Annotated in this window: 19 protein-coding genes; 7 read left to right on the top strand and 12 right to left on the bottom strand. The window is 66.8% G+C overall.

Going from position 1 to position 17,656, the window contains the following annotated elements; genetic code table 11:
• The first annotated feature begins 3 nt into the window (after positions 1–3).
• Positions 4–987 (top strand): MBL fold metallo-hydrolase, encoded by a 984-nt coding sequence (locus tag AC07NY_RS09660; protein WP_494583518.1) that lies wholly within the window; start codon positions 4–6, stop codon positions 985–987.
• A gap of 153 nt (positions 988–1,140) precedes the next feature.
• The gene (locus tag AC07NY_RS09655; RefSeq protein ID WP_492287413.1) at positions 1,141–1,914 is read left to right on the top strand and encodes an NAD kinase; all 774 of its coding nucleotides are present in this window, start codon (positions 1,141–1,143) and stop codon (positions 1,912–1,914) included.
• Between the two features lie 6 nt (positions 1,915–1,920).
• Here AC07NY_RS09655 and AC07NY_RS09650 read toward each other — a convergent pair whose 3' ends face one another.
• Positions 1,921–3,135 carry a DUF2336 domain-containing protein gene (locus AC07NY_RS09650; RefSeq protein WP_494583516.1) on the bottom strand — a complete coding sequence of 405 codons (1,215 nt, stop codon included), beginning with the start codon at positions 3,133–3,135 and terminating at the stop codon, positions 1,921–1,923.
• The gene (locus tag AC07NY_RS09645) at positions 3,132–4,208 is read right to left on the bottom strand and encodes a lytic transglycosylase domain-containing protein (protein ID WP_494583514.1); all 1,077 of its coding nucleotides are present in this window, start codon (positions 4,206–4,208) and stop codon (positions 3,132–3,134) included. Before AC07NY_RS09645 ends, AC07NY_RS09650 begins: the two co-directional genes overlap by 4 nt.
• A gap of 290 nt (positions 4,209–4,498) precedes the next feature.
• On the opposite strand from AC07NY_RS09645, the gene AC07NY_RS09640 reads away from it, so the two are divergent.
• The 3 genes from AC07NY_RS09640 to AC07NY_RS09630 are packed head-to-tail and all read left to right on the top strand — an operon-like array spanning position 4,499 to position 6,109.
• On the top strand, positions 4,499–4,996 hold the full coding sequence (locus tag AC07NY_RS09640; RefSeq protein WP_494583512.1) for a MaoC family dehydratase: 498 nt from the start codon (positions 4,499–4,501) through the stop codon (positions 4,994–4,996).
• 5 nt (positions 4,997–5,001) lie between these two features.
• Entirely contained in the window at positions 5,002–5,880 is an 879-nt protein-coding gene (locus AC07NY_RS09635; RefSeq protein WP_494583510.1) for an HpcH/HpaI aldolase/citrate lyase family protein, read from the top strand.
• A gap of 19 nt (positions 5,881–5,899) precedes the next feature.
• A complete protein-coding gene (locus AC07NY_RS09630; RefSeq protein WP_494583508.1) occupies positions 5,900–6,109 on the top strand; it encodes a heavy-metal-associated domain-containing protein in 210 nt (69 codons plus the stop codon).
• Positions 6,110–6,213: 104 nt separating this feature from the next.
• Here the strand turns inward: AC07NY_RS09630 and AC07NY_RS09625 are convergent, their stop codons facing one another.
• The 3 genes from AC07NY_RS09625 to AC07NY_RS09615 form a co-directional block, all read right to left on the bottom strand.
• Positions 6,214–6,816 (bottom strand): SRPBCC family protein, encoded by a 603-nt coding sequence (locus AC07NY_RS09625; protein ID WP_494583506.1) that lies wholly within the window; start codon positions 6,814–6,816, stop codon positions 6,214–6,216.
• A 90-nt stretch (positions 6,817–6,906) separates the two neighbouring features.
• Positions 6,907–7,512: a flavin reductase family protein gene (locus AC07NY_RS09620; protein WP_492287406.1), complete on the bottom strand. Its 606-nt coding sequence runs from the start codon at positions 7,510–7,512 to the stop codon at positions 6,907–6,909.
• 4 nt (positions 7,513–7,516) lie between these two features.
• Positions 7,517–8,086, bottom strand: coding sequence for a nitroreductase family protein (locus AC07NY_RS09615; RefSeq protein ID WP_492287405.1), 570 nt, complete (start codon positions 8,084–8,086; stop codon positions 7,517–7,519).
• A gap of 157 nt (positions 8,087–8,243) precedes the next feature.
• Here AC07NY_RS09615 and AC07NY_RS09610 point away from each other — a divergent pair, with 157 nt between their 5' ends.
• Positions 8,244–9,107, top strand: coding sequence for an RgsD C-terminal domain-containing protein (locus tag AC07NY_RS09610; protein WP_494583504.1), 864 nt, complete (start codon positions 8,244–8,246; stop codon positions 9,105–9,107).
• Between the two features lie 161 nt (positions 9,108–9,268).
• Here the strand turns inward: AC07NY_RS09610 and AC07NY_RS09605 are convergent, their stop codons facing one another.
• From AC07NY_RS09605 to yidD, 6 genes are all read right to left on the bottom strand, one after another.
• Positions 9,269–9,973 (bottom strand): SGNH/GDSL hydrolase family protein, encoded by a 705-nt coding sequence (locus AC07NY_RS09605; protein ID WP_494583502.1) that lies wholly within the window; start codon positions 9,971–9,973, stop codon positions 9,269–9,271.
• 41 nt (positions 9,974–10,014) lie between these two features.
• Positions 10,015–11,241, bottom strand: coding sequence for an OpgC family protein (locus AC07NY_RS09600; protein WP_494583500.1), 1,227 nt, complete (start codon positions 11,239–11,241; stop codon positions 10,015–10,017).
• Positions 11,242–11,667: 426 nt separating this feature from the next.
• On the bottom strand, positions 11,668–12,285 hold the full coding sequence (locus AC07NY_RS09595) for a GDYXXLXY domain-containing protein (RefSeq protein ID WP_494583499.1): 618 nt from the start codon (positions 12,283–12,285) through the stop codon (positions 11,668–11,670).
• Positions 12,285–13,574, bottom strand: coding sequence for a DUF2157 domain-containing protein (locus tag AC07NY_RS09590; RefSeq protein WP_494583497.1), 1,290 nt, complete (start codon positions 13,572–13,574; stop codon positions 12,285–12,287). The genes AC07NY_RS09595 and AC07NY_RS09590 overlap by 1 nt, the downstream gene beginning before the upstream one ends.
• A 300-nt stretch (positions 13,575–13,874) precedes the next feature.
• Positions 13,875–15,872 (bottom strand): threonine--tRNA ligase, encoded by a 1,998-nt coding sequence (gene thrS / locus AC07NY_RS09585; RefSeq protein ID WP_494583495.1) that lies wholly within the window; start codon positions 15,870–15,872, stop codon positions 13,875–13,877.
• 51 nt (positions 15,873–15,923) lie between these two features.
• Positions 15,924–16,286 (bottom strand): membrane protein insertion efficiency factor YidD, encoded by a 363-nt coding sequence (yidD, locus tag AC07NY_RS09580; RefSeq protein WP_494583714.1) that lies wholly within the window; start codon positions 16,284–16,286, stop codon positions 15,924–15,926.
• A 101-nt stretch (positions 16,287–16,387) separates the two neighbouring features.
• On the opposite strand from yidD, the gene AC07NY_RS09575 reads away from it, so the two are divergent.
• On the top strand, positions 16,388–17,149 hold the full coding sequence (locus tag AC07NY_RS09575) for a phosphatase PAP2 family protein (protein WP_492287398.1): 762 nt from the start codon (positions 16,388–16,390) through the stop codon (positions 17,147–17,149).
• Positions 17,150–17,156: 7 nt separating this feature from the next.
• Here the strand turns inward: AC07NY_RS09575 and AC07NY_RS09570 are convergent, their stop codons facing one another.
• Positions 17,157–17,603: an iron-sulfur cluster assembly scaffold protein gene (locus AC07NY_RS09570; protein WP_494583493.1), complete on the bottom strand. Its 447-nt coding sequence runs from the start codon at positions 17,601–17,603 to the stop codon at positions 17,157–17,159.
• Positions 17,604–17,656 lie beyond the last annotated feature (53 nt).

Raw genomic sequence — 17,656 nt, 5'->3', positions numbered from 1 at the left:
ACCATGCAGGACACAGATTTCTCGCGCCGCGCCGCCCTTGTCGGTACCGGCGCTCTCGTTGCAGCCGCAACACTCGATCTGCCCGGCATCAGCCCGGCCCAGGCACAAGGAGTTCCCGTGAACCAGGCTCCCGGCTTCTATCGCTACAAGATCGGCGACATCACCGTCACCGCGATCAATGATGGCTTCGGCAGGCGCCCGCTCGAAGGTTTCGTGCGCAATGCCGAGCTCGCCGACGTCAAGAAGGCGATGGAGCAGGCCTTCCTGCCGCAGGACGCACTCAGCATCACCTTCACCACGCTGGCGATCCAGCATGGCGGCAAGCTGACCCTGATCGACACCGGCAACGGCGATTCCGGCGCGCCGACCTCCGGCACCTGGATGGCGAATTTCAAGGCGGCGGGCTTCGATCCGAAGGACGTCTCCAGTGTCGTGTTCAGCCATTTCCACGGCGACCACATCAACGGCTTCCGGCTGAAGGACGGCACGGCCGTGTTCCCCAATGCCGAGGTCATGGTCCCGGCGGCCGAATGGGCCTTCTGGATGGACGACGCCAGGATGAACGCCGCGCCCGATGCCATGAAGGGCGCCTTTGCCGGCGTGCGCCGTGTCTTCGGCCCGGTCGCCAAGGACGTGAAGCAGTTCGAACCGGGCAAGGAACTCCTGCCCGGCCTGACCCCGGTCGCGGCCCCCGGTCACACGCCCGGCCACACGGTCTTCGCGCTCGGCTCCGGCAACGGCAAGCTGATGATCATGTCGGACACGACCAACCATCCCGCCCTTTTCGTGCGCAATCCCGACTGGTCGGCGGTGTTCGATATGGACGGCCCGCAGGCGGCGGCAACGCGGCGCAAGCTCCTCGACATGGTCTCGGCCGAGCGCATGCAGGTCGCCTTCTACCATGCCCCCTTCCCGGCGACCGGCTTCATCGCCAAGGACGGAAACGGCTTCGAGATGGTGCCGGTACAGTGGAGCACCGCTCTCTAAGGATCCTCGGTTCCTCAGCTCATATCGAGGCCGGGCGAAAGCCCGGCCTTTTTCGTTGCCGGGACTTTGTTGCCGCCATGGCCTCGCGGCCAGACGCCCGGACGTGTTAAGCCTGCCCCCGATACCGCAGGGCCTGCCGTTTCAGGACACGCTATGACCGAACGATTCGGCGCGATCTCCTTCGTCGCCAGCGACACCCCTGAGGCTCAGGCGGCGCTCGACAAGCTCGTCGAGCGCTATGGCAATGCCGATCCGGCTGAGGCCGATGTCGTGGTCGCGCTCGGCGGCGACGGCCTGATGCTGCAGACGCTCCATCGCTTCCTCGGCACCGGCAAGCCGATCTACGGCATGAATCGCGGCTCGGTCGGCTTCCTGATGAACGAGTTCAAGGAGCGCGGCCTGACCAAAAGGCTCGACGCCGCCCAGCGCAGCATCGTGCATCCCTTGTCGATGCAGGCCACGGACCGTAACGGCGCGACTGTGCAGGCCAAGGCGATCAACGAGGTCTCGCTGCTGCGCCGCTCCTATCAGGCCGCGAAGCTGCGCATTTCGGTCGATGGCCAGGTGCGCCTGTCCGAGCTGATCGCCGACGGCCTCCTGCTGGCGACACCCGCGGGTTCCACCGCCTATAATCTCTCCGCCAATGGCCCGATCCTGCCGCTCGATGCCCCCCTGCTCGCGCTGACGCCGATCTCGGCCTTCCGGCCGCGGCGCTGGCGCGGCGCCCTGCTGCCGGACCATGCCAAGGTCTTCATCGAGGTGCTGGAAGCCGATAAGCGTCCGGTCAGCGCCGTCGCCGATCACACCCAGATCGACGAGGTCACCTCGGTCTCGATCGAGATCGACCGCGGCGTCGACCTCGTCATGATGCACGACCCCGGCCACAGCCTGGACGAGCGCATCCTGCGCGAGCAATTCGGCTACTGAGCCTCTTCAGGCAGCGTCGCGCAGGTCGCTCTCGGCGAGTTCGATCAGGAAGGACGGATCGGCCTCGACGAGCAGCGCCAGCGCTGCATCGTCCGCCAGCGAATCCGCCAGACCGCGCGCCTCCTCGCGAGCCGCTTCCGCATCGAGGCGGCGCAGCAAGGCCATCAGCGCATCCGCTTCAGGCCCTTCCGCCCCCTCGCAAGCGATCAGCACCGTGCGCAGCAGGCCGCGATCCATGCCGTGCCGGACCGGCGGCCGATCGAAGCCGCGCGCATTGAGCGCCATGATCGCAGCCGAGAAGGCCGGCTCCAGCGAGGCCGGCAAACCCGCCTTGCGGCAGAGCGCCTTGAGCCCGGCACCGCGCCTGTCGCGCAGCAGGGCCGCGACACGCTCCTCCGGCAGGCCGGACAGGGCGACGAAAGCCGCCTCCGCCAGCGCCGGCTCGCCGCTGAGCAGCGAGCGCAACATCAACCCCGATGTCAGCCGCCCGGTGACCCTGAGCACCTCGACGATCGCCGGCGCATCGCTGGCCTCGCCGCCGGCTGCGAGCGCAACGGCGACCCGCTCGGTCGATTCACGAGCCAATCGGGCACTGCGCTCGGCCGTCAGCCAGCCACAGCCTGTGACGAAGCTCGCCAACGTGTCGGAAACCCTGGCCGCGATCGTCTGCCGCAAGCCTCCCGGCAGGTCGGCGCGCTCGAGCAGCGCCTCGCGCAGCGCACCGCTATCGCCATGGCGCTCGATCATGCGCTCCAGCGAGAAATCGGGGATCTCGGCGGTGCGATTGCCCGCGAGCGTGACCAGCGCCTCCTCGCAGCCGACCTCGGCCAGCGCCGCACAAACGCTGATCGGCAGGCAGCGGCGCATGGCGATGGCCTTCTGGGCGAGCGCATCGCCGACAGCAGCGGCATCGACCAGGTCGGCCTCGGTCAGCACCGGCGAATGCGCCAGGACCAGCGCCGCGACATCGCTCTGCTCGGCGATCAGGCCGAGCGCGAGATTGCGCGGCGTGCGCATCGAAGGCGCCATTTCCTCGGCGATCGCGCGCCGCACCAAGGGCGAGGGATCGTCGATCAGCGCGATCAGCGCCGTCTCGGCCTCGTGCCGGTCCTCGTCGGACATGCCGGAACGCAGATAAGCGCCCGCCAGCGCGGCGGCTCCGCTCGCGCGCGCCTCGGCCGGCGCGGTCCGGGCCCACAAGAGGAAGCGCCGAACGATCATGTTCCGCTCCGCTGGATCATGAAGGAAGACAGGTCGAGCGGCCCGCCGCGCCGCTTGCCCGCCGGCTGTGCGGCCGCGACATCGGGCTGGGAGAAGTCGTTCGGCCGCGACGGCGGCAACGGCGCGTTGACCGCCTTGGCCGGAGGACTGACGACCGAGCCGGCGGCCGCGGGGCTCGCATCGGATAGCGTGCCTTCGCTCTGGCCGGGCCGCGGGAAATAGCGTTCGCCGCCTTCGAGCGAGGCCATGCGCGTGCCGTTGCGAGGCGGCGTGGTCCAGAGATTGGCGACGGCCTTCGAGACGGGATCGCGCGAGCCGCCCGTCGAGAACAGGCCGACGAGCCCCTTGGCGCGGTCGGGCCGCAGCGCTGCCGCGATCTCGGCAACCGGGATATCGTCCTGCCCCGCCTGCGCGTTCGGCGCCACCTTGGCGGCAACCTGCGTACTGGCATGGCTGGCCGCCAGCACGCCATAGACCTCCTGCACGCTGCGCGCGCGGCCGGCCTTGTCGTAGAAGATCGAGCGATTGGCAGCGGCGGCCTCTGGGAAATCCCGCGCCGCGACGCGGCTGGGGTCACTGGCCGACGCGCGGATCAGATCGGAGGCGCCGCGCGCACCGAGCACATGCGCCATATAGAGCTCGCCCGCCTGCGGCTGCCGGCCGAGGCTGGAGGCAAGCTGAGCGCGGTTCTTCTGGGTCAGCGCGCCAGCCATTACGGCGGCGACCTGCGGGTCGTTGCGCAGCTGGAGGATCTTCTCGCGCGCCGCCGGATCGGAAACGCTGAGGCGCCCGCCGCTCTCGGTGATCGCATCGGCATATTGCGAAAGGCCTTGCTTCGGCCCCTCCTGCTTCACCATGGCGAGCCAGGTCTGCTCGATGAACTGGAAGAGCCCCGTGGCGCTCGATGTGCTCGCCTTGGCCGTCGGCTCCAGCGACGACTCGCGCTGCGCCGTCTTCAGCAGATAGTCGAACCCCGCCCCCGTCCGCTCCGCGCCCTGACGGATGGCGCTGACGACCGGGTTCGCAGGCTGCGTTTCGCGGCTCTGGCTCTGCGGCGTGGTGAAGAGGAACATCGAGACCTTCGGCGGCGGCCCGCGCGCATTGCGAGGGCACCCTCCAAAATTGCTCCATTATGGTAAGCGAACCGTTAAGATCGGCTCCACGCCGGGGGTACCAGCGCTTTCCACTTCCCTCCCGGCGGAGGTCCCTCTACGACTTCTGGTTCCGGCTCAGCAGCCGGCCCAGCATCGAACCGAAAAGTGGATTCCACTTTTCGGAAAGTTTCGATGCGGTGACAAAGATACCGATCGCCATTGGCGCGCCCGACAGGGCGCGCGGCGATCTTATGAAGGCGGAGGCGTCTATGGCGGATGTGGTGCGTCACAAGCGTGGCGGAATCTATTTCGAGGATTTCCAGGTCGGCGCGGTCATCGAGCACGGCCTGACCCGCACCGTCACGCAGATGGACAACATGCTGTTCTCCAACATGACGCTGAACCCGCAACCCCTTCATATCGATGCGCATTTCTGCGCGACCGAGACGGAATGGGGCAAGCCGCTGATGAACTCGCTGTTCACGCTCGGCCTGATGATCGGCATCTCCGTCAACGACACCACGGTCGGCACGACCATCGGCAATCTCGGCATGACCGATGTGCTCTTCCCCGCCCCGCTCTTCGAGGGCGACACGATCAACTGCACCACCGAGATCGCGGCCAAGCGCGAGTCGCGCTCGCGCCCCGATGCCGGCATCGTCGAGTTCGTGCACAAGGCCTACAAGCAGGACGGCACGCTGGTCGCCCAGTGCCGCCGCCAGGCCTTCATGCGCAAGCGCCCGGCCCCTGCCACGGTCGCGGTCTGACCGGCATGCGCTCGCTCCTGTTCGTGCCGGGCGACAGCCCGAAGAAGCAGCAGAAGGGCCTGGATTGCGGCACGGATGCGCTGATCCTCGACCTTGAGGATTCCGTCGCGCTCGACGGCAAGCCGCAGGCGCGCGAGATCACGCGCGCCTTCCTCGAATCGACCCGCGCCTTGCCGAAGCGCCCGTTGCTGATCGTCCGCATCAACGGCCTGACGACCGGCATGAGCGATGCCGATCTCGACGCGATCATGCCCGGCGCACCCGATGCGATCATGCTGCCAAAATCGGAGGGCGGCACCGATGTCGGCCACCTCGCCGCCAAGATCGCGGTGCGCGAGGCCGAATCCGACCTGCCGGACGGCTTGACGCGCATTCTCCCGATCGCAACCGAGACCGGCAAAGCGATCTTCGGGCTCGGCAGCTACCACCGCTCCTCGCACCGCCTGATGGCGCTGACCTGGGGCGCGGAAGACCTCTCGGCCGACCTCGGCGCCGAGACCAACCGGCTGGAGGACGGCTCCTATGCCGACCCCTATCGCCTCGCCCGATCGTTGACGCTGTTCGCGGCGACGGCGGCGCAGGTCGACGCGATCGACACCGTCTTCACCAATTTCCGCGATGATGCCGGCTTCCGGGCCGAATGCCTCGCCTCGCGCCGCGACGGCTTCACCGGCAAGATGGCGATCCACCCGGCACAGGTCCCGGTCATCAACGAGATCTTCGCGCCATCGCCTGCCGCGCTCGCCAAGGCCGAGCAGATCATCGCCCTGTTCGAGGCCAATCCCGGCGCCGGCGTCATCGGGCTCGATGGCGAAATGCTGGATCGCCCCCATCTGATCAAGGCACAGCGGCTCGTCGCGCGAGCTCGCAAACTGGCTGAATGAACCGCCGGAGGCGATTCGAATGACTCAGGTTTTCGAGGTTTCAGGCATGCATTGCGGCGGCTGTGCCTCGCGCGTCCAGCGCGCCGCGACGGCGTTCGCTCCCGGCGCGACGGTGACGCTCGACCCGCCGCGCCTGACCTTGCCGGAAGGCATCAAGCTCGATGCCGAGGCGATCAACAAGGCGCTGGCGGAGTTCGGGGATTATCGCGCCATGCCGCTGGCAGGTTGAAGCCGGCCGCGTCTAAAGGCCGGCCCCTGACGAAAGCGTCGTCCATGAGAGTGCAGCCGACGCGCAGCATTTTCACGAAATGCGACGGCTCCATTGCGAGTCCTTCAGAGCGACAACGCCGCCTTGAATTTGGCCGAACAGCTCGCGGCGGTCCGACCGCGTAAGGTCAGAATCAACGGAACGGATTCGCGCCACTTCGCCAGCGGCATGGTGGACGCTTCCGTTTCCGCGCATGACTGCATCATCACGACTTCTTGCGTCTTGATGTTCGTGACGTTCATCGCAACGGTGTAGGTCAGCTGGAAATGATCTCCCATTGCAGGCGTCAGGCTCCCGCCGCCGGCAACCAGGACTTTGTAGAAATTCTGCGCCGATGCGTCAGGCCGACGGAATTTCTTCTGAAGGCCATCTGCGATCGGCTGGGTGACGTTTCCCGTGTTGAGAATATCGGGCTCGGCCGATGCCGCGACGATGGCCGCCCCGATCAGGACCCCGGCAATACCGCCCTGGCCGTTCATGATCGCGGTGCCCGCAGTTTGTCCTCTGGTGACGACATTCACGGCGTTGCGGCTGGTATTGGCCTCAACCTCCACCGAGCCTTTCGACAGCATGTCGGCGACCTCGATCGACGAGTAGCGCGGTACGCAAGCGCCAAGGCTCGACACGAAAAAAGCCGCCAGCGCGGCGGCTCGGAAAGATGAATGCATTCGGCCCGTCCCCTATCCCAAGGGCATGTCGCATGCCGCGGATTATCGAGTCGAGGCGATCCCTGCGCAGGCCAAGTGCAAATGCACAACTTATCCGCCGGCCGGACGGGTGATCGAGAACAGGCTCGTCACCTCGGCATAATCGGCATAGCCGCAGCGCGCGATCGGGTTGGCGCCTGCGGTGTCGAAGCGCCCGTCCTTGACGAAGGCATCGTCGATGAAGATGCCGACGACCTGCCCAAGCACCATCCAGCGCGGCACGGCGTTGCCGTCGACATCGAGCAACTGCTGCACCGAAAGCAGCTTGCATTCGAGCGCAGCCGGCGTGCCGGCGACGCGCGGCGGCTTGACGAAGCGCGACGGCGCCATCTCAAGCCCGGCATGGGCGTATTCGCTCTCGCCGCGCGGCAGCGGCGCCGAGGTCAGATTCATCGGATGCGCCAGCGCCTTGGTGACCAGCGAGCAGGTGAACTCACCGGTCTCCTCGACGAAGGCGACGGCGTCCTTCTTGTTCTCCGAGGAGAACATCACGATGTTCGGCCGCGACGAGATCGCGTTGAAGAAGCTGTAGGGCGAGAGATTGACCTCGCCTTTAGCGCTCAGCGCCGTGATCCAGCCGATCGGCCGCGGCGCGACGATCGCCTTGAACGGATCATGCGCGAAGCCGAGATCCTCTTGCGTGGCCGAATAGATCATCGCGTCAGGTCCCGTAATAGCTGACGATATCGGCCATCACCGGCCGGTCGCGATCGGTGATCGGCGCCGTCGGCGTGCCCAGATGCACGAAGCCGGCCATCCGCTCGTCCTCGGCCAGCCCGAAGGCGCTCAGCACCTGCCGGTCGAAGGAGAACCAGTTGGTCAGCCAGGAGCCGGCATAGCCCATGGCATAAGCGGCGACGAGCATGTTCATGCAGACCGCGCCGGCCGAAAGCTCCTGCTCCCAGAGCGGAATCTTGGCATGCTCGCGCGCCCGCGAGACCACGGCGACGATGACCGGCGCATGCAGCAGGCGCTTGCGCTCGAACTCGACCTGATCCTCGCTCGCCTGCGGGTTCTTCTCGCGGAAGATGCGCGCGACGATCTCCGCCGCTTCCTCGCGGGCCGCGCCCTTGAAGACGATGAAGCGCCAGGGCGCGAGCTTGCCATGGTCGGGCACGCGCGCGGAGATGGCGAGCAATTCGTCGAGCTGAGCGCCATCGGGGCCGGGCGCCGTGAGGAACTGCGGCGGCACGGAGCGGCGCAGCTTGAGCAGAGAGAGCGTATCGGTCATGAAACATCCTGACTATGGCTTGGGAATTGACCTATTCCTTCGCCATGATGAGGACAAGCGGAGCTGCTCATACATCGCCGCAGAGCCGCCGAGGACGAAAAGCATGCTTGAATTGGAGGGCTTTAAAGCTCGCCGCCTTGTCGGAGCCGCCTTCGCCATGGCTGTCCTGCTTGCGCCGAACCTCGCCGGCGCCCAGTCCGCCGATCCCGGTCCCGGCGCGGACACGCCGCCTCCCGCGCCCCTGCAAGGTCAGCCGGTGGCGCCGAGCGGATTGGCGCGGCTGTCCGTCTCCGCCCAGTTCGCCGCCGACCGCAAGCCGATCCGCTCCGGGTTGAACTGGCGGGTTCTCAGCGAGGGCGGCGACGGCGCCTCGTCGCGGATCGTCGCGCGTTCGTCAGAGCCGGAGCCGGCCTTCTCGCTGCCGCCCGGCAATTACGTCATCCATGCCGGCTACGGTTTCGCCAGCGGCACGAAGCGCGTCAGCCTCAGTCAGCAGGGCCTGCGCGATCAGGTCCAGATCAGCGCAGGCGCGCTCTCGCTCGCCGGCTCGATCGGGGATGCCCCGATCCCGGCCCCGCTGCTCTCCTTCTCGGTCTTCGTGCCGCTGCAGGGCAACTCGGAAGGCCGTTTGATCACCAGCGGCGCCAAGGCGGGCGAGGTCATCCGCCTGCCCGAGGGCACCTATCACGTGGTCTCGACCTACGGCGATTCCAACGCGATCCAGCGCGCCGACGTGAAGGTGGAGACCGGGAAGGTCACCGACGCGACGCTGCATCACCGCGCCGCCAAGGTGACGCTCAAGCTCGTTGCCAATGCCGGTGGCGAAGCCTTCGCCGGCACCGCCTTCAGCGTGCTGACGCCGGGCGGCGACGTCATCCGCGAGGCGATCGGCGCTTTCCCGCAGGTGATCCTGGCGGAAGGCGACTATGTCCTGATCGCCCGGCAGGAGGGGCAGGTCTACTCGCGCGACTTCAAGGTCGAGTCGGGCAGCGATCGCGATATCGAGGTTTTGGCGAAGTAAGGCGGCAGCCGCTTCGCAGGCCCATTGTCATTCCGGGGCGCGCTACAGGCGCGAACCCGGAACCCTCGACTGGGTGAGGCCTCCAATACCCAGTCGCAAGCTGCTCACCCAGTCGTGGGTTCCGGGTTCTTCGCTGCGCGAAGCCCCGGAAGGACAGGGCCTCAGTTGGTCGGCTTCACGGCACCCGCCGCCTCGATCCTGACCGGACCGATCCCCGCGACGATCCCGTCGGCCAGCCGCAGCGCGAGGCAGCGATAACCGGCATCGACCAGGTGCAGGCCGTCCATGCCGACGAGCTCCTCCGGCGTGAACTGGCGCGAACTCGACCAGCCCTTCATCATCGCATAGCGCGGGAACAGCGAGATGCCCTGGTCCTGCGCCGTCTTCGTCAGCACAGCGCGGTAATCGTCGTAGTGGGGATAGCGCCCTTCGCGCGGCAGCCAGGGCAGGTCCATCAGGATCATTTCGACCCCGGCGGTGCGGGCCTTGCTCACGCCCTTGCGCAGGATCTTGCCGAGCTTGTCCTCGCCGATATCGCGGATCGCGTCGTTGATCACGGTCTGCCAGATCACGATCGCCGGCTTCTCGTCGATGACGTCGGTCTGCATGCGCAGCAGCATGTCATAGGCCGACTGGCCGCCGACGCCCTTGTTGACGACCCGAACCTCCGCACCCGGCAGGCGCCGGCGCAACTCGGCCTGCAAGACGGCAGGATAGCTCTTGTCGTCGGCGCTGGCGCCGGAACCGGCTGTCGCCGAGGAGCCCAGCGCCACGATGGTCAGGCGGCCGGTTTCCTGGAGCGCCTTGCGGGCCACCGGCAAGCTCGGCTGAAAGGCGGTCTTGGCCGCCTCCGCACGGCAGCGCACATCGAGCGGCGGCGGCAGCGGCGCGGCACTCGATCCGGAATTCAGCGCGAAGAGAAGGAAGGCCGCGGCAGCTGTGCGCCACCGGCCTGGGTAGACTCGGCGCCTGCGCCGCGTTTCGTGATCGAACGGTACCACGACAGGAAAATCCCTAACCCTGTCAGAATTGTAGCGCCACCGGCGCATATCAGCAACTGAACGCCCAGATCGAAGGATGTTTCCGCCAGTACGATCTGCCCGATGATCGAGAGCACGACCCCCGCGCAGAAGACATGCAGCGAGTTCTGCCCGGCATTGGCGAGCATGCGGCCGGGCGCGGCCTTTGCCAGCGCCATGCCCGACGGCAGCCAGCGGATCGCCAGCCACGCCAGCGCGCCGATATGCAGGATGCGCGTCCAGGCGAGATTGGTCTTGTCCGAGCCGAGCTGCACGGAATCGAACCAGTCGTTCAGCGCCGCGATCCCGGTCGGATTGCCGCTGGAGGTCTTCACCACCCAGGCGAAGACGATGAAGGCGACCGCCGCGACGTCGAGCCAGACCAGGCGCGGGGCGCGAATGCCGAGCTGCGCCGCACGGCCGATGACGACGCCGAGCGTGAAGACGACCTGCCAGGCGAAGGGGTTGAAGAACCAGACGCCGGCATTGCCATTGGGCAGATTGAGCTCGAAGGCGAGCGCCATCTGCCAGATCGCCAGCGAGCAGGCGAGCGTCAGCAGCGGGCTCAGCCGCGCCGCGTAATAGATTACCGGGAACAGCGCCAGCAGCACGATATAGAGGGGCAGGATATCGAGATAGGACGGCTGATAGGTCAGCGTCAGCGCGCCGATCAGCGCCTCGACCGTGTCGCGGAAGAAGGGCTGGATATTGATCGCCTCGATATAGAGCGGGTTCTGCGTGCGCGTCACCGCCGTGGCGACGACGCCGCAGACGATGATGAACACCGCGAGATGGGCGATGTAGAGCGTCCAGAGCCGCGCGCCGAGCTTCAGCCCTGCGACCGCGAAGCCGCGCTGCTCGATCAGCCCGCCATAGGCCAGCGTCGCCGAGACGCCGGCGAGCAGCACGAAGATATCGGCCGCGTCCGAGAAGCCGAAATTATGCGGCATATAGGCCGAGACGACGTTTCCCGGCATGTGGTTGATGAAGATGATCAGCAGGGCGAGCCCGCGGATCACGTCGATCCGCGCATCCCGCCCCGGCGCGGCCAGCACCGCGTCCACGGCCGGTCGGCCGAGAAGCAGGAAGCGCCTGAAGGAAGAATGGGAGGACACGGGACAGTAGTCCTTCAGCAGGCCGGAAAATCCAGGGTCGAAACGCCGACGGCCGATGCATGTTCCCGGCTCGCCGCTCTCAAGATGAACGTTCGTTGCCGAACTCATTCATCTGCCGTTCATATAACTCCTGAGGATTCGCGTCACGCGGCGTGTTGTCACAAGCGCGTGTGGCGGATCATCAGCGGCTTTGCGGCAGGGTTGAGACGGGGCGAGGATGACACGGCAATGTGATGCCGGGTGCCTCTCAGAGCCCACTGAGGTTCAGGGAAAATACGCGAGTCATCCCGGGCTTGACCCGGGATCCATGCCGGAGCGCTTCCGGTTGAGGTTCAGGAATGGATCCCGGATCTCCGCTTCGCTCCGTCCGGGATGACTCGCGTTTTCAAGAGACCGCAGCGCCTTAATGCGAACGGCCAATGCGCCTCAATACGGCGGTTCGGCGTAGACCGGCTTGCCGTCGATCAGCAGGCGCTTGATCGCCGCCTCGCCCGACGAGGAGACGGCGGCTACGACCTCGATCCGGGCCTTATCGGTGGTCTCGATCGCCTTGCCCTCGCCCTGCGGCACGAAATAGCTTTCGAGCCCATAGGCGATGCGCAGGCGGTTGCGCTGGCCGCTGCAATCGAAGGCGCCGTCCGCATTGGTGGCGCAGGCCGAGGTCGCGGTGACGCGCCCGGCGATCACGACGATACCGTCGCCGGCCTTGGGCCAGTCGCGCGAAACGCCGGTCGCCTTGGCAAAGCCCTGCTCGTCCCGGCCCAAGCTGACATAGACCTGCTCGCCGCGCTGGAAGCCCGGCTGGCCGGGAGCACCGGTCTCGACCGTGCTGATCGGATAGCTCAGTACGACATAATCGCCGCGGAAGAGGTCGCGCGGATCGACGGGCACGCTCCGCAGCCGGATCTCGGTGCCGCCGCGCAGGATCCGAGCCCGCTGCTCGACGAGCGCGAGCAGGACGAGTCCCAGCAGCAGCGCGGTTGCCAGCGCGCGCCAGACCAAAGGCACCTTGGCGATGAGGCTATCGGCCGAAAGCGCGCGCATCAGGCGGCTTCCTTCTCAGGCGGGTTGAGGCGGGCGAAGAGCCGCCGCGCCCCGGAAGCGATCGCCAGCAGGGCCGCGCCTGCGACGAGGAAGAACAGCGACTGGTCGAGCAGCGTGCCGATCGTCTGCCAGAGCAGGATCAGGATCGCGACGCCGAACAGCACCGAACCCGCCAGCACCAATCGCCGGATGCCGCCGACCGACCCGGCCACCACCAGCGCCGTAGCAGCCAGCAGCACGAGGCTCGCGACGATGATCTTGCCGGCCATGGCGGTGACGATGCCGGTCCAGAACACGACCGGCACCAGCAAGGCGAAGGCAAGCCCCGCCGCCAGGGGCCAGGCGAAACGCCGCTCACGGGCGAGCCCCGCCAGGGCGGCCACGACGGGAATGGCAACGGCATAGGCCATGAAAACGAAGCGGAAGGCGTGGCCTGCGCGTGCCTCGTCCCGGTCGAGGATGCGGATCAGCTCGGTGTTCAGCACCAGCACCAGCCCGAGCAGTCCCCAGGGCAGGCAGGCGGTCAGCACCGAAGGCAAGCCCCGGTCGAGCGCCAATGCGCCCAGCGCCACATAGAACACGGCGAGCGCCAGCCCATAGGCCAGGAGTCCGTAATCGAAGCGATCGAACAGCCCATAGCCCGGCGCCATGGCGAGCCAGGCCCCAGCCGCCAGCACGACGAGGTGATGCACCAGCCGGTTATCGCGCGACAGCGAGAGCCACAGGGCCGGCAGATAGAGGATGAAGAAGCCGAGATGGGCGCCGCTGCGCGCCTCCTCCCAGCGCCCGCCGCTCCAGGCGCAGATCGCGATCAGGGCGATCGCGAGGGCGCCGTTCGAGCGCATCAGGACGGCGGCGATCAGGCCGCCGAGCGCCACCAGCAAGGCCCCGCCCGGCCAGTCGGCGGGCAGGTGGTACATCTGGCCGACCAATGCCAAGCCCGCGCCGAAGATCAGCACGCCGCAGGTCACGGCCGCATCGGCGCCGCGCGGCGAGCCCTGCCGCTCCAGCCGGAAGGCGTAGGCGATGCAGACCGCGATGCCTGCGAGGATCATACCAAGCTTGACGAGGCGCGGGATATCCTCCCAACCGGCTGCGACGAAGGCGGCGACACTCGCCGCGATCAAGAGGCCGCCGAGCAGGCCGAGCACGGCCGGCAGGCGGATGCCACCCTGCTCGCGCGCGACCGAGCGCCGGATCGCGCCGGCATTCTCGGCGCTGAGCCAGCCCTCAGAGACCCAGCGGGGAAGATCGGCCTCGAGCCGCTTGCGATAGGAGCCTGTCAGCATCGCCGGCAATCTGGCATGGCGAGGCGAGGATTCGCTAGGGGCGCCAGATTTTACCAGAAACGCTCCGTCATCCCGGGCTTGACCCGGGATCCATCGTAAGGCTCCGGAGCTCTAAGATGGATCCCGGATCGGCGCTGCTACGCAGCTTGTCCGGGATGACGGTGAGGTTCCGTCAGAAATCAGCAAACCCAGCCGCTCGCCGTCATTCTCGGGCGAAGCAAAGCTTCGACCCGAGAATCTCAGGCAGATCAGGCTGGTTTCCGAGATGGCCGGGTCGAGCCCGGCCATGACGGCAAGTCGTCAGCCCGCCTTCACGGCCTTCCGGCGCGCCAGATCAGGCGCCAGCGCCTCCTGGCCCAGCGCCGCGAGCGCCTCGTCGAGCGTCATCACGGTCTGCGCCTGGCTGCCGAGGCGGCGGACCGTCACGGTCTTCTCCTCGGCCTCGCGCTTGCCGACGGCGAGGATGACCGGGACCTTGGCCAGCGAGTGCTCGCGGACCTTGTACGAGATCTTCTCGTTGCGCAGATCGGCGCGGGCGCGCAGGCCAGCGCCCATCAGGACCATCGTCACCTCCTCGGCATAGGCATCGGCCTCCGAGGTGATCGGGCAGACGACGATCTGCTCGGGCGCCAGCCAGAGCGGGAAATGCCCGGCATGGTGCTCGATCAGGATGCCGGTGAAGCGCTCCAGCGAGCCGCAGATGGCGCGGTGGACCATGACCGGCTGCTTCTTCTCGCCATCGGCGCCGATATAGAAGGCGCCGAACCGCTCCGGCAGGTTGAAGTCGACCTGCGTCGTGCCGCACTGCCAGTCGCGGCCGATGGCGTCGCGCAGCACATACTCGAACTTCGGCCCGTAGAAGGCGCCCTCGCCCGGATTGATCTCGGTCTTGATCCGGTTGCCGGACTGCTTGGCGATCCGCTCCAGCACGCCGGTCATCACCTGCTCGGCATGGTCCCAGACCGCGTCGGAGCCGACGCGCTTCTCAGGCCGCGTCGAGAGCTTGATCACGAGCTCCTCGGTGAAGCCGAAATCCTCGTAGACCGACAGGATCAGATCGTTGATCTTCAGGCACTCGGCCGCGAGCTGCTCTTCCGTGCAGAAGATATGCGCGTCGTCCTGCGTGAAGCCGCGCACGCGCATCAGCCCATGCAGCGCACCCGAGGGCTCGTAGCGATGGACATTGCCGAATTCGGCAAGCCGGATCGGCAGATCGCGATAGCTCTTCAGACCGTGCTTGAAGATCTGGACATGGCCCGGGCAGTTCATCGGCTTCAGCGCGAAGACGCGGTGGTCGCGCTCGGCATCGGCCGGATTCTCGAATGCCGAGGCCGACTTCACCGCGAACATGTTGTCCTGGTACCAGCCCCAGTGGCCCGAGGTCTCCCAGAGCGACTTGTCGAGGATCTGCGGCGCGTTCACCTCCTCATAGTCGGCGGCGAGGCGCCGGCGCATATAGGCGATGATCTCCTGGAACAGGCGCCAGCCCTTGGAGTGCCAGAACACGACGCCCGGCCCCTCCTCCTGGAAATGGAACAGGTCCATCTCCCGGCCGAGCTTGCGATGGTCGCGCTTCTCCGCCTCCTCGAGCTGCTTGAGATAGGCGTCGAGCTCTTCCTGCTTGGCGAAGGCGGTGCCGTAGATGCGGGTCAGCATCGCGTTGTTTGAGTCCCCGCGCCAATAGGCGCCGGCCGTCTTCATCAGCTTGAAGGCGTTGCCGACCTTGCCGACCGAAGTCATGTGCGGGCCGCGGCAGAGGTCGATCCAGTCGCCCTGCGCATACATCTTCAGCGTCTGGTCGGCGGGGATCGCATCGACCAGCTCGACCTTGTAGGCCTCGCCCTTCGCGGCAAAGAAATCCTTGGCCTTGTCGCGGCTCCAGACCTCCTTGGTGAAGGGTTTGTCGCGCGCGATGATCTCGCGCATCTTCTTCTCGATCGCCGGGAAGTCTTCAGGCGTGAAGGGCTCGTTGCGGGCGAAATCGTAGAAGAACCCGTTCTCGATCACGGGACCGATGGTCACCTGCGTGCCGGGGAAGAGTTCCTGCACCGCCTCGGCAAGGACGTGGGCGGTGTCGTGCCGGATCAGTTCGAGCGAACGCGGGTCTTCCCGGTTCAGCAGCTCGATCTTGGCGTCAGTGGTGATCGGGTCGGAGAGATCGACGACGGTGCCGTCGAGCGCCATCGCGACGGTGCGCTTCAGCAGGGAGGGAGAGATGCCCTTGGCGATCTCGGCTCCGGTGATGCCGGAGGGGAATTCGCGCTTGGCGCCATCGGGAAATGTCAGGGAGATCGTCATGGATCGCTATCCTGCTCACTCGGGGATACAAGCCCCGTAAGACTAGGCCGGCTACGGATGTGAGGATTGCGCTCCGTCGCCCGTGGCCGGTTCGGCGTCGGAATCGAAAGCCGCCGGCACATTCGTCCCGCGCCAGCGGCCATAGGCCCACGGCCTATACCACCTCGCATCGGGCGGCAATGCCTCGCAGACGATGTCGATGCCGCTCGTGCCCCACGGATTGCAGCGGCAGATTCGGGCAAAGCCAGCCCAGCCGCCACGCCACAGCCCGAAGCGCAGGATCGCCTCGTCGGTATAGGCAGAACAGCTCGGCCAGTGCCGGCAATGCCGCCCGACCAGCATGGAAAGGCTCAGCTGATAGCCGCGAATGGCGAAATGTGCGGCTTTTCGGGGGAAAAGCGCGACGCTTCGCAGCAGCGAAAATCTTTGCTTAACAAAGAGACGCTGGAATAGATCGTCTGCTTCGTTTCGTTCAGCCACAACCAGAACCGCTTCCCTTGCTCGATACCGGAAACATGATGCGCGCCGCTCGCTTTCGCCAAGCCCTCGTTCGCAAGGCTTCCGTCAGGACCGCCCTCCTCGGCGCCGGCCTCGCGCTTGGCCTCGGCCTCGCAATGCCGGCATCGGCCCAGCAGCGGCCATACCTGCTCTGGCTGGACGGTGCCAAGCTCGACATCGCGCATATCATCGGGCTGCCGCCGGCGCAGAACAGCCCCGAGGGCAAGGCCGAGTTCGAGCAGGTCCAGCAGATCAGCGCGAACCGCACGCCCGAGCGCGAGAAGGCCGCCATCGCCGACCAGCGTCTCGCGCTGGTCAATTTCCTGAACGGCATGGACACCGGCTATGTCGACAACACCCATCGCGAGGTCAGGCTGCTCTTCCGCGAGGCGCAGGTCGAGCTCGGCATCCTCCTGAAGAGCGTCCACCGCCTGACCAGCCGCCAGCGCCCGTTCCAGCTCTGGGCGAAGGTTCGCGTCAAGCCCTGCCCCGGCGCCCGCCCTGAAGGCACCTCCTTCCCGTCAGGTCACGCCGCAACGGCGGCGCTCTATGCCGAATTGCTGAAGGCCGCGGCGCCCGAACTTTCGGACAAGCTGGAAGCGCGGGTGAAAAGCTATGGCGAGAGCCGCCTGATCTGCGGCTTCCATTATCCGAGCGACCTCGTCGCCGGCGACAAGGTCGGCCGCGCGGTGGCCAAGGCCCTGCTCGCCGACCGCGCCTTCAAGGCGCGCTTCGACGAGACCGTGCCGGAAATCCGCGTCGCCTTCGGCGTGAAGTGATATCCCGCTAGGCCGCAGCCTCGCGCCGCTTCGCCTCGATCTGGTCGATCGCATCGACCACCGCATCGAAGGTCAGCATCGTCGAGGCGTGGCGCGCCTTGAAGTCGCGCACCGGCACGAGCACCGCGAGATCAGCCCATTTGCCCTCGGGCGGCGCGGCATTCTCCTTCAGGATGGCGCGGGCCTGCTCGCGCACCTCCCGCAATTCATCGGCCGTGGCGCCGACGACATGGCTCGCCATGATCGCGGACGAGGCCTGTCCCAGCGCACAGGCCTTCACCTCATGGCCGAAGCCGGTGACGACATCGCCCGCCATGGTGACATCGACTGTCACGGTCGAGCCGCATAGCTTCGAATGCGCGCGCGCCGTGGCATCGGGCGACGGCAGGCGCTGCAGCAGGGGGATGTTGGCGGCAAGCGAGAGGATGCGCTTGTTGTAGACGTCGTCCAGCATGGTTCGATCTCTCGCCGGTCTGGAATGACGGGCACGCAGATCCAATATAGGGT

Source organism: Allobosea sp. GW821-FHT09G06, assembly GCF_059416005.1.
This window is presented reverse-complemented; position numbering and strand designations above follow the sequence as displayed.